The 12,037-nt window shown below is 73.4% G+C and carries 8 protein-coding genes; all 8 read right to left on the minus strand.

The genetic code is table 11. From position 1 onward, the window contains the following. Positions 1–39: 39 nt before the first annotated feature. The 8 genes from ACFY9S_RS36800 to ACFY9S_RS36835 are packed head-to-tail and all read right to left on the minus strand — an operon-like array spanning position 40 to position 12,031. Complete coding sequence (locus ACFY9S_RS36800; RefSeq protein WP_391137695.1) at positions 40–2,223, minus strand: polymer-forming cytoskeletal protein; 2,184 nt, start codon at positions 2,221–2,223, stop codon at positions 40–42. Then, positions 2,223–6,068 carry a putative baseplate assembly protein gene (locus ACFY9S_RS36805; protein ID WP_391137698.1) on the minus strand — a complete coding sequence of 1,282 codons (3,846 nt, stop codon included), beginning with the start codon at positions 6,066–6,068 and terminating at the stop codon, positions 2,223–2,225. Before ACFY9S_RS36805 ends, ACFY9S_RS36800 begins: the two co-directional genes overlap by 1 nt. Next, positions 6,065–9,175, minus strand: a complete 3,111-nt coding sequence (locus ACFY9S_RS36810; protein WP_391137701.1) for a putative baseplate assembly protein — start codon at positions 9,173–9,175, stop codon at positions 6,065–6,067. The genes ACFY9S_RS36805 and ACFY9S_RS36810 overlap by 4 nt, the downstream gene beginning before the upstream one ends. After that, positions 9,172–9,567, minus strand: a complete 396-nt coding sequence (locus ACFY9S_RS36815) for a GPW/gp25 family protein (protein WP_391137704.1) — start codon at positions 9,565–9,567, stop codon at positions 9,172–9,174. The genes ACFY9S_RS36810 and ACFY9S_RS36815 overlap by 4 nt, the downstream gene beginning before the upstream one ends. Then, a complete protein-coding gene (locus ACFY9S_RS36820) occupies positions 9,564–9,908 on the minus strand; it encodes a hypothetical protein (RefSeq protein ID WP_102913931.1) in 345 nt (114 codons plus the stop codon). Before ACFY9S_RS36820 ends, ACFY9S_RS36815 begins: the two co-directional genes overlap by 4 nt. Positions 9,909–9,927: 19 nt before the next feature. Then, on the minus strand, positions 9,928–10,464 hold the full coding sequence (locus ACFY9S_RS36825; protein ID WP_102913930.1) for a phage baseplate assembly protein V: 537 nt from the start codon (positions 10,462–10,464) through the stop codon (positions 9,928–9,930). Between the two features lie 60 nt (positions 10,465–10,524). Further along, positions 10,525–11,664, minus strand: coding sequence for a hypothetical protein (locus ACFY9S_RS36830; RefSeq protein WP_391137707.1), 1,140 nt, complete (start codon positions 11,662–11,664; stop codon positions 10,525–10,527). After that, positions 11,657–12,031 (minus strand): hypothetical protein, encoded by a 375-nt coding sequence (locus ACFY9S_RS36835; protein ID WP_391137710.1) that lies wholly within the window; start codon positions 12,029–12,031, stop codon positions 11,657–11,659. The genes ACFY9S_RS36830 and ACFY9S_RS36835 overlap by 8 nt, the downstream gene beginning before the upstream one ends. Between the last annotated feature and the right edge of the window lie 6 nt (positions 12,032–12,037).

A 12,037-nucleotide genomic window follows, 5' to 3' on the forward strand; every position in this document is an offset into this window, starting at 1 on the left:
TTCAGAAGTGCGGGTTCACGAAGTCGGTGGCGGTGCGGCTCACGTCACGAAGAAGATCCCGGCGTCGGTACCGGCCGGGGTGTACTCGGCGAGCCGGGCCCTGAGGCCGTCCTCGCGCTGCGGCCGGTACAGGTCGTGGAAGGCGCCCATCTCGGCGCCGTCGTCCGCGCCACGCCGGATCTCCTCCGGACCTCGGTCGGCGAGCAGGCCGTACCAGGGCGTGCCGTAGCGCTGGGAGGTGAACAACGGCTTGGTGTCCGCGCAGCGGTGGCGGCGCGGGGTGCGGGAGCCGGTGGGGACGGAGGAGTAGCGCAGGCAGCCGATGCCGCGCCGGGCCACGTGGAGCCGGCCCGTGAAGACGCTGTTCTCGGCGATCCGCACCGCGTGCGTGCGGATCTCGCCGTAGACGGTGGTGCGGTGCAGGTGCAGCACGGCGTGGGCGTGGCGGCAGTCCGGGGCGGACAGGGCCTCGCGGCCGTCGGCGGTGGCGTCGAGGACGCTGTCCCGGATGTGGATGTCGAGGGGGTCCTCGCCCACCTCGTCGCCCATGACCTCGATGGTGCCGAGGATGCTGTGCTCGATCTGGAGACACCCGGTGGTGTGGTCCAGGACGATGCTCGGCTCCTCGGGCGAGTGCGGATCGCATTCGGGCTCCAGCGACCAGCCGGGCACGAGCGTGCTGTGCCGTACGACGACGGCGCCCATCGCGCCGGTCACGTTGATGCCGCGTCCGGCGACCAGCAGCCCGTCGAGGACGACGCGTGGCCGCTCGTGCGGGGCGCAGTCGTCTGACACCGCGCGGATGTTGAGGGCGTCGGGGCGGTTGCTGTACCAGTCGAGCAGGCGGATGACCGGGCGCGTGCCCTGCGCCGCCCGCAGTTCGAGGCGGTCGCCCGGGTCGAGGTCGAAGTCGAGCTGCTCCTGGTAGGCGCCGCTGTGGGTGATCTCGATGATGCCGTCGGGTCCGGTGCGGCCGGCCCGGCGGTCGTGCTGCCAGGCCCGGTAGGCGTCCATGATCTGCCGGTGGGGTTGACCGGGTCCGACCCGGTAGAACGCCGCGTCCGGGCGCGGCTCCCGGTCACGCTCGTACTCTCCGCCACCCATGTCGGCCGCGAACGCGTAGTGGTAGTCCACCCACACGCCCTGCCGGGGCGCGGACCGCGAACCGAACGCGATCCTGCCCAGCTCGGGGTCGACGGCCACCTGCCCGCGCTTGGGCCGGTAGCGCCAGTCCGACAGGTCGGCGACCACGATGTCCGAGGGCGGTACGGGGTTGTCCTCGCCGTCGCGCCGGATGACGAAGCTCTTGCCGGGGCCGTAGTAGTCGAGCAGCCGGTCGTGCAGGAGACGGCGGGTGACGAACGCCGGCACGTTGTCGACGGTGGCGGTGGGGGTCCCCCCGCTCGAGCGAAGCCGAGAGTGGGGGAGCGTCGGCGAGGGCTCCGGGAACGGCTTGGTGACCAGCGGGGTGTCGTTGCCGAGGATCGAGAAGGTGTAGAGGTTGCGGGCCCGGTCGATGCAGTAGGCCGGGGACCGGGTGAGCGCGTACGCCTTCAGCCGCCACACGAACAGGGCGACGCCGGCCGGGGTCCAGCCGCCCTGCCGGTGCCGTGACTCGGCGCGGCGGACGTCGACCGTACGGGCCGAGTTGGCGAAAGGGCCGCCGCCGAGGGCGAGTTCGGCACCGTCGCGCAGATCGGTGAGCCGGCCGCGCTCGCCCCGGTGCGTGCCGGTGCCGTACAGCTTCACCGGCTGGGTGTGGGCCACCTGCCGGGACAGTTCGACGGCCCGGGCGGGCCAGTTCGCCACCTGCTCGGACAGTTCCTCCAGCAGGTGCAGGGTGCCCTTGCGGCGGCGGCCGGCGACCGTGGCGGCCACGTCCCGGCGCGGGGCGACGGCCTCGGCGAGGGCGGCCCGGCCGCCGTCGTGCAGGCCGGTGGTGAGGACGCGTTCGTAGCCGGGCAGGGTGCGGTAGCCGACGAGGTCGCCGAGGTAGGGCAGCACCCAGGGGGCCGCCGTCTCCACGAACAGGTCCTCGTAGCCCTGCTGGACGCCGTCACGGACGCGGTCGATCTGCTCGGCGATCACGGCGAGCAGTGCGCGCAGCGGCTCGCCCTCCTCGGCGTCGCGCAGCCGGTGCCAGCGGGGCAGCAGGTCGGCGAGCCCGTCCGGCTCCCTGGGCACCACCGGGGCCGGCGTCTCCAACTGGGGATCCGGGGACATCACTTGACCTCCGTCAGAATCAGGGTGTCCGCGGCCCGGGGCGACAGCAGCGCCAGCTGGGCCGGGCGGATGCCGCGGAAGACGTACACCGACCGGCCCTTGGCGAGGCGCCGGGTGTCGGTGATGTCGGGGTTGAGGCGCAGCAGTTCGGCGAGCGGGACGCCGTACCGGGCGCAGATCTCCGACAGCGTCTCGCCGTTCTCGGCGCGGACCGTGTGGATCTTCTCGTCGTACGTCGCCGGGTGCGCCGGGACGGACGTCTTGGGCGGCCCTGGCCGGGTGAGCAGCTCGGTGAGCTCCTCGGGGGTGGCGGAGGCGGGCACGCCGGTGAAGACGTCGACGTCCACGTAGTCGACGCCGGGCACGGTGTGGGCGGTGGCCAGGACCTCGGAGAGGCGGGCGGGCCGCCCCAGCTCCCGGCCCTCGAAGCCGAGCCGGTTCAGCAGGGCCTGCCGCAGTCGCGGTTCGACGTTCTGCCAGGCGTGGTCGGGGGCCACCTTCACCTGGGCGGCGATCAGCAGCAGGACCGGTTCCCGGCCGTCCACGCGGACCGGGAGGTTCGCGTCGCCGTACTCGGTCAGGGCGCCGCGCAGGGCGCGCAGGGTCTCCGAGTCGGGGGCGATGGGAACGTCGTCCGTGCCCGCCACGGTCACGTGCAGCACGCGTCGTCGCCCGTCGAAGAGTTCGCGTGCGCAGGCCCGGCCGATGCCGGCGCGGGAGCGGGCGAAGTCCTCGTAGTCGGACTCGGACACCAGCCGGTCCAGGGCCGAGACGGCCAGTGGGACCGTACGGCGGGTCAGACCGGGGCCGTCGGCGTCGGCACCGCCGGTGACCGGGCGCGGGTTGGTGACCGCGGTGACGCCCAGCGGCCGGGTGAGGGGCTGGGTGACACGGTCCGCCGGGACGTTGGCCGCCTTGCCGGTGCCGAAGCGGTAACGGGCGCGGACGTTCTCGTGGCCGGAGGGCAGCCGGGCGCCGTGCACACCGTCGCCGAAGGTCACGGTCGTCCGGCCGTCGGCCGTGGCGCCGGTGATGTAGACCCGCTCGGCCGGGCCGCGTCCGGCGAGGCTGTCGACCTCGTGCCACAGCACGCCGTCGATCCGGATCTCCAGTACGGGGGTGGCACCGAGGGGGTTGTCGTCGGCGAGCCAGGTCAGCGGGGACTGCCAGAGCGCGAAGGTCTGGTTGACGCGGTCCGAGTCGCCGCTGCCGATGGCCTCCTCGCGGCTCTCGCCGTGCGTGGCCTCTACGACGTTGCCGAGGATGCGGACGCTCTCGCGGCGGTAGCGGTGGGCGAGGTCCGCGGTGAGGGTGAGCCGGGTGTGGACATGGTCACCGGGGAGTCGAGGGTCGACCACCGGGTCGGCGGCCACGATCGTGACCACCTCGGTGGCGCGCACCCCGGCCGTTCCCGGGATGTCACTGCGTTCGCCCGCCACGACGAGGGTGCGGCCGGGCCGCAGCCCCTCGTACAGCTCGGCGAGTTCGATCTCGTTGCCGTGCACGTCCTCGCCGAGGGGTTCGTCGGCGAGGCGCAGGGATTCGCCCGCGGCGTGCACGGTGGTGTCGCGGATGTGCGACAACAGGACGTCGAACTCGTCCAGCCAGGGATCGGCGAGGGTGAGTTCGGTGCCCCGGCCGGTGATGCCGTAGTTGGTGTACGCGGCCGTGCGCGCCGACACCACCTGCGTGGTGACGAACTTCAGCTTCGGATCACCGGGCACCGCACCCTCGGCTCCCTTGGCGGGCCGCTGGATCGCCACCCAGCTGCCGACGGTGATGCCCTCGTGCACGGTGTCCAGCTGGAGCGTGCGGCGGTTGACGGGCTCCGGCTTGCTGGCGATGACGACCGCGACACCGGGCTCGGCGCTGCCCACCGTGTAGGTGAGGCTGACCTCGTGATCGCCGTGCGTGAACTGCTCACTGGCGCCCGGTCGCAGGGCGATCTGCTCGGAGGTGCCGTTGTGGACGCCGACATGGACCAGGCCCTCGTCGTCGGGCCGGGACACGAAGAGCGTGCGCTCGGGCAGGCCCGAGTGGAGGCGGGCCGTGACGCCGGGCTCCTGGGAGTCGGCGGGCCGCCGGTTGAGCCAGCTGAGGTCACGGTCCTGGCCGGAGCGCACGGACAGCTCGACCTGGCCGGGGCCGAGCGTGAAGGTGACCGGCTGGGTGACGGGCAGGTTCTCCGCGCGCTGGTCGGAGCTGCTGCCCTCGACGTACTGGAACTCGGCCCGCACCGGGCTCCTGCCCGCGGTGTCGAACACGACCCGCATGGTCGCCAGCACCGCGCCGGTCAGCGGCCAGTCGGCGGTGCGGATGACCCGGCCGCGGTCGTCCTGGACCGGCTTCAGCGGGGCCGTGGCACCGAACGGGGCCGCGGTGACGCGCAGGGCGAGCAGTTCGCGCAGGAGCTGCGGGGTGCCGGGGGCGGCGGCCGTGCGCCAGGCGGGGTAGAGGCTGCCGAGGCCGGGGTTGAGGGCGGAGAGGAGGCGTGCGGTGTCGGTGCCCGGGAGCTGCCGACCGGTGGCACCCCGGGGGGCGGGGGCCGTGGCGCGCAGGGCGGGTAGTACTGCGCCCAGGGCATTTAGAGCAGCGGCGCGCGAGTCGCCCTCAAGGGGCGCGGGCCCTGTCGATATGCGGCTCCGCGGCGTGGGCGCGACCAGCCCCGACGGCGCAGCGGACGGCCGACCACCCGTAGACGCAGCCACGTCGTCCGCCTGCGCGGGCGCCAACTCCAGCGCCCGCTCGGCAAGTTCGGCAAGCACCGCTTCAAGCTGCTCGAACCATGCCGCCACATCCTCATACGGAGTAGCCAGCACCTGCGCCTCACCGAGGCGGGCGAGAGGCTCGGCAAGTCGGACCGCGAGCCGCTCGGGCGTCTTGACCTCGTCGAGGTCGTCACGGAGCGGTTCGAGGACCTGGTCCTCGAAGTCCTCGATCAGCCGGCTGACCGGCCGCGGGTTGGGCACCTCCGGGGTGGGCGGCTCCTCCCCCGGCTCCCCCGGCTGCGGCGGAGCCGTCCAGCGCCGTACCTCGTCGACGAGCTCCTTCAGGGTCGCCGGCGCCGACTTCGGCAGGGAGATCGCCGTGATGTCGTCGTCCCGGTCGACGCGCGTCTTCGCCACCGGCAGCAGCTTGCGCTCGCCGCCCGCTCCTTCCCCGAAGACGAACAGCAACCGGTCGCCGGCCCGGAGGGAGAGCGCGGTGCCCGCGACGAAGAGCTCGGAGCGCTTCTCGAGGTCCTGCGGGGTGAGGAGCGAGGGACGGCGGCGGCGAACCTTGAGCTCGTTGAAGTCCCAGCGGGCCGTCAGGTCCCGGGCGGTCTCGAAGGTCAGCGACGCCTCGTCGGCGGACGCGGGGACGCTGTGGCTGCGCGCGCCGCGCGGGATCAGCACGTTCTGGGCCTCGGCGCGCGGGTCGCGTTCGAGGGTGTACGCCAGGTGCGTGGCGGCGGCGACGCCGGGACGCGGGCGGTGCCCTACGAGCCGGCCGAGCAGCACCAGGGAGCGGTGCTCGTCGGCGGTGCGGATGTAGGCCTCGTCGGCGATCCGCTCGGAGTGGAAGGTGAGCAGGTCGCCGAGGACGGCGGTGGCGTCGAGCAGGCCGATCGCCGGATCGTCCGGCGTGCGAACGGTGAGGCGGTTCAGCGCCGGGTAGGCGGGCGAGGCGAGCCGGTCGAGCAGGGCGGCCAGGAAGGAGCCGTACTCGCCGACGCGGTACTCGAGCGCGGTGCGGCCGGGCGGGTTGTGCGGCGGCGCCGGCGCGAGGCGCTCGTCGTGGCCGCCGCGGCAGGCGCCGCCGCAGCCGCAGTCGTCGGTCGCGGTGACCGGGTGCGGGTCCGTCATCGGGCACCTCCCAGGGATATCGCCAGCAGGCCGTTCTCCGGCCGGTCCGGGTCGTAGTCACAGGTGGCGATCTCCAGCGGGCCGAGCCGCAGCACGCCGTCCTCCCTCTCTCCTCGGTCCGGTCCGTACAGCCGGCGCAGCCGGGTGACCTCGACGCCCTCCACTCCGGGCACGGCCGCGGCGACGGCGACCAGGCGGCTGAGCCGGACCGGTTCGCCGAAGGTGAGCGCGTCGGGGTGGAAGAAGCCGAGCCGTCCGCCGGGCAGGCGCCCGCTGCCGAGCACGCGGTACAGCTCGGCCAGGATCTGCCCGTGCTGGTGCCCCGGCCTGGCGCACACGGCCAGCGCGATGTCGAGCGGCACCGGGCGGGCCGGGCCCACGACGAGGTCGTGGCCGATGCGCCGGTACGTCTCCAGGGCCTGGGCGACCGAGTCGAGCAGGCTCTGCGACGGGGCGGCGGTGCCGTACGCGTCGATCGCGATGTGTGCCTCCTGGACGCTGCCGGTCCAGCGGATCTCGGCCGCCGCCCGCTGCACGCCGGGCAGGGCGGTGGCGAGTGCGGCGTAGTCCTCGGCGGTGACCGCGCGCAGCCGGGTGCGGCGCAGGTCGAGCGGGGCCAGCTGGCGTACCTGCTCGACGGGTTCGGGCTGGGCGCCGCCGGTGGCGGGCAGCGGGTTGCGCACGACGGCGACGGGCGCGTCGCAGTCGCCCTGCACGACCAGGTGGTTGATGGCCTCGGCGCCGACGTTGCCGGCGGTCCCGCCGCCGAGGCGGTAGCGCAGGGCCAGGCGGGATCCGGGCGTGGGCTTCGCTCCGTGCCGGCCGTCGCCGAAGCGCAGGGCGAGGCGCCCGTCGTCCTCCAGTTCGCCCACGAAGTGCCGCTCGCGCGGACCGCTGTCGAGCAGGTCGCGGCGCGGCACCCAGGTCTCGTCCTCGCCGTGCGGGCGTACGGCGGGCAGCGCCCGGCGCGGGTCCTGGGCGAGGGCTGCGGTCGCCGAACCGCGCAGCACCGTCTCCTCGGGGTGCAGTCCGCCGGCGTATACCGGGCCCCAGCTGTGCGCGATCTCCCAGGCGATGTGTCCGTCGAGGACCGTGCCGGCGCGGGCCCGGGCGGCGAGCACCTCGACGCGGCGCAGCTTGCTGTCGAGCAACTGATCGCTGCGGTACAGCAGTTCGCGCAGGGCGCGGACCGGGTGGCGGCGCAGTTCGAACCGCTCCAGCACGTTCAGGCCGTAGATCACGGCGAGTTCGGCGATCTCCTCGTCACCGAGACCGTCCCGGTCGCGGGCGCTGCGCCACAGCTCGACGAGCCGCTGCCGCACCCGTCCCGGAATCGCCGCGATCCGCTCGGCCTGCCCGGCGGCGACGGTGCCGGGGTCGGGGAAGGGCACCGCCTGGGTGACGGGCGTACGGCCGAGAACCGGGCGGAAGCGGGGCGCGATGCCGGGGTAGACCGACTGGGCGAGCAGGGTGCGCAGCGCGGCGGCCTGGGCGTACGCGGTGCCGGGCACGACCTGTTCGTGCCGCTGACCGGCGCTTTCCAGGCCGAGGCCGGCTCGGTTGGTCGCGGCCTCGCCGACGACGTCGAAGAGTTCGCGGATGTCTCCGGGAACGAGTGCCCGGCCCGACCGGGCCTTGTCCGTCAGGGCGTTGACCAGCCGCGCGGGTGCGTTGCCCTCGTCGCGGTCGTGGCAGCCGAAGGCGGGGGGATCGCAGGCGGCGGTCACGGCGGGCACGGGAGGCACCGTGACGGTCTCGGGGAGGCCGGTCGGCGTCCGGCCGTGGTCGGCGAGGACGACGTTGCCGCGGGCCAGTGTGACGTCCTCGACGGGAAGGCAGTCGCGTCCGCCGCGCGTGGTGAGACAGAGCGGGAAGCGCAGCGCGTCCTCGGCGGCCCAGGTGACCTCCAGGACCGGCTGGTCCTCGATCCGGTCGAGGCCGGGTGTGACGGAGATGATCCGGACGGCCTGGCGGTGGGCGGGGTCGGCGTCGCCGGGAGTGCCGGTGCGCGGGCCCCTCACCTCCTCCAGGACGAGCACGTCGCCCGGCCTCAGGGAGAGCCGGCGCTCGCGGCAGGTCTCCGCGTCCACCCACGCGTCCCGCAGGGTGGCGGCGGTGGCGCCCCGCGGGAGGGTGCACACCTCGCCGCCCCAGGTCCACAGCCGGATCGCGTTGTGCGCGACGCGCAGCTCCAGCGGGTCGGTGGCGACGACCGGTTCGAAGACCTCCACCGACCCGCGTTCGTCGAGGTCGCCGAGGTCGGCCTCGTCGATCACCGTGCCCGGTTCGGGGCGGTCGTGCGGGTCGAGGCTGCGTACGTCGACGGAGGCGAAGCGGAACGTGCCCGGGGCGAGAGTCTGGTCTTGTGCGGTCTGGACGGTGACGTACGCGCGGGCATTGCAGCCGTCGTGCATCGCGTAGTCGATGAGCTTCGCATGGCGGCGTACGGAGACCCGGCGGCGGGCGGTGTCGAGGTAGGCCTCGGTGGCTACCGCGTCCTGGTGGTAGCTGATCTGGTCGCCGGTGTGGGCGAGGAGTTCGACGAGGGTCATGCCCAGGTCGGCCGGGTTGCGCTCGGCCCAGTCGGGGGTGGTGAGCGCGAGCCGGTCCAGGAGCAGCTTGCGGATGGTCTCGTAGTCGCGGGCCGTGTAGTCGATGACGGGCGCGGCGGGAAAGTCCGTCTGCGGCCCGTCCTCGTCCTTGCAGTCGAAGGGGGTGGGGCAGTCGGGCCGGAAGGAGAACGTGGCGCTGTGGTAGCGCTGGTCGAAGCCGCGGTACGGCTCGGTGCCGGGCCGTCCGTACGGGTCGGTCTCGACGAGGGAGAGCCGGTAGCGGGAGGTGTCGCCGGCCTTGTCGAGGGTGACGTAGAGCCGGTCGTCGAGCTCCGGGTCCTCCTCGCGTTCGACGCTGACGTCGACGGCGGTGATGCCGGTGACGCGGCGGCCGCCGTCGATGCGGACGTTCTCGGGGCCGAGGCCGTGCGGGGCCTTGCCGAGGAAGGTGACGGTGAGCAGCAGGCCGTCGTCGCCCGTTTCGACGGTGTCGACGCCATTGAGCTGGGCGGCCCTCACCTTGCCGCGGCGGGACGCTGTGGTGCCGGTCGTCATGCGGCGGCCCTCCCTTCGAAGACGTCGTCGCGCTGGGTGCCGGTGGCCCGGACCGCGTACGACAGGTACACGCGGACGGAGTGGTCCTCGCTGACGATGTCGAGGGCGCTCACCTCGATGAGGTCGCCGAGCCAGCGCTGCAGCGCGGCCTGCACCGACAGTTCGAGCGTGCTGATCAGCTCGGGGCTGTTCGGGGCGAACACCAGGTCCAGCAGTCCGCAGCCGAAGTCGGGGCGCATCACGCGCTCGCCGGGGCTGGTGAACAGCAACTGCTCGATCAGGTCGTGGACGTGCTCGCCGTGGGTGGCGTGCGCGGTGCGGCCGCGGCGGTCGGCGCGGAAGGGGAACGCGAGGTCGGAGCGGGGCCTGGCGCCCCGGCTGGTGGGGTTCATCGGACGGTGACCTTTCGCTGCGCGGCCTGGACGACGGGCGGCCCCTGCGGGACGAAGGCCGCGCTGAAGCACTGGGCCGCGGAGGTATCGAGCAGCACGGGCGCGCCGTCGACCGTGATGCCGGTGCCGTCGGCGGTCCAGCGGACCGTGACGCACGGCGAGGGCACCCGGTCCACGGTGTGCGGGCAGCCGGTGACCACGTAGTGGTGCGCGGCCGTGGCGACGGCGGCACCCGCGACGCGTACGCCGCCCGAGGGCGGGGTGGCCGCGGTGACGCGCCCGCCGTGCGGGCAGCCGAGCACCGTGCCGGCGTCGAGAAGTCTTCTTGCCGTTCCTGTCACTTGCTGGATCCCCCGTCGTCTATCGCTTCGAGAGCACGGTCAACTGGCCCTCGTTGATCGTCACTTCGCGTCCGCGCAGTACGACTTCGGCACCCGCGCCGGTCGCGATGACCACGGCCCCTTCAGTGATGCGGATGTAGGCGCCGCCCTGGGCCTGCAGGAGGATCCCCTGCTCGGCGCCGGGCGTGTCGTTCATGACGAGCTTGTGCGCCTGCGGTGTCTGCACGACGACCGGCTTGTTCGGGGAGTTCGCCTGGAGCTCGCGGCGCGCGTCGGGCGGCAGCTCCTCGGCGGCGCCGTACCAGCACCCCGTCCACACCGGGAAGCTGGGATCCCCCTGCTCGAACTCCACCCACACGCCCGCGCCGGGCGGCGGCACCACGAACTGCCCGGACTGCGGTCCGGTGAACGGCAGGCAGGGCAGCGCCCAGGTCGACGGCTCGTCACCGAGCACGTCCGGGACCTCGACGGTGACGCGGCCGATGCGCAGCGGGTCGTTGTCGTCGACGACCCGGCCGCGGAATTTGCCGAGGTAGCGATTGCTGGGTGCCGCCATGGTGGAGGTGCTCCTGGTTGGTGGTGGTCGTGGGTGGGGGTGGTCGTGGGTGGTGCGCGCTTACGGCCGGACGTAGTCGCTGCGGGCTTCGAGCCCCTCCCTGGAGAGGGTGAAGTTCTGCTGGAACGAGCCCGGCCGCAGGTTGTGCGTCACGGACTTGACGTAGTAGTCGCCGTCGTAGGCGCGTCCGGCGCCCCGTACGCCGACGAGCTGGCGCGGCTGGAGGATGTAGCCGTGCCGGTTGACGTCGAGGGAGCCGGAACCGGAGACGACGTCGGCGGAGACGGCCGCGCGGGCGAGCAGTTCGGCCTCGGCCTGCTCGCGCTGCTGCTTGGCTGTACCGGTCAGCGTCTTGCGCTTCAGGGCCGGGGTGGGGCGCCTGCCGAGGGGCGGCCGCAGCGGGCTGATCGGCGGTTGCGGCAGCAGGGTGGACTGCCGGGTGCCGGGGTCCTGCCAGCGTGCCTGCGGCTCTTCCCGCGCGGTCCCGTCGTAGGCGAACGTCATCTGGTCGACGGTGGACTGGGCGTCCATGTTGACGTTGAGGGCGTGCTGGCGGATGCCGAGCCGGACCTCCGGTCCCCAACGGGCGGCGGACTGGCCCGGGTTGGGTCCGGGCTCCAGGTAGAAGGTGTAGCCGTTGGCGCGGGCCAGCTCGGTGACGTACTGGAGGTCGGTGCCGGTCTGGTAGTGCACGCGCAGGTCCTGGTGCGGGGGCTGGGCGACCTTCTCGGTGTAGACGTCGGGCCGGATGCCGTAGTCGGAGTAGCGGCGCAGGATGGCGAGGGCCCGCTCGGAGGGCGGCAGGTTGGGGTAGCGGGCGGTGCGCTCCTCCAGGTCCATCAGCAGGGTGAGGTCCTCGCCGGTGACGGTGAGGGTGGAGTGGCCGGGCCGGTTGCTGGCGCCGACTTCCTGACGCACGACCAGCCCGTCGAAGAGCACGGCGGGCGTGCCGCGCACATTGACGGTCACGATCAGGCGGGTCTTCGGATCGAAGAACCCCTCGGGCAGCAGCCTGCGGCTGATGATCCCGTTCTTGGTGAGGTCGAAGGCGAGCTGGAAACCGCTGCGCTCGCCCGCGGTGGCGGTGATCTGCGCGGAGAGCAGGGCCTCGGTGACCTCGGCGGGCACGGGACGGGCGAGCTTGGGCCCCATGAGGAGGGTGATGTGGACGGGGCCCTGCCCCACCGGCAGGTCAAACACGCCGGTCCCCCCGCGGGAAGCCGCCGGCGATCGGTATGCCGATGATCCGCCCGGCCTCGTCGGTCAACTCGCGTGGATCGAGTGCGGGGTTGGCGTCGGCGATCTGCCACCACTGGCCGGGGTCGCCGAAGTAGCGCTGGGCGAGCAGGTCGGGCCGCTCCCCGGCACCGACGACGTGGGGATGGGTCTCCTGGTGGCCGTCGTCCTCGAGGGGCGGCAGCAACCGGCGTTTGGTGTACCGGACTTCACTCCCGTCGACACGGCGGTGGATCCCGATCTCGGCGTCGTGGTACCTGCTGGTGCGGGGATACGGATGAGCTCCGGGGATGGCGTCCAGTGCGCTCTCGTACGGTTCGATGTCGGCCATGGTGTG

The organism is Streptomyces sp. NPDC012474, assembly GCF_042955185.1.
GTDB lineage: Bacteria > Actinomycetota > Actinomycetes > Streptomycetales > Streptomycetaceae > Streptomyces > Streptomyces cahuitamycinicus.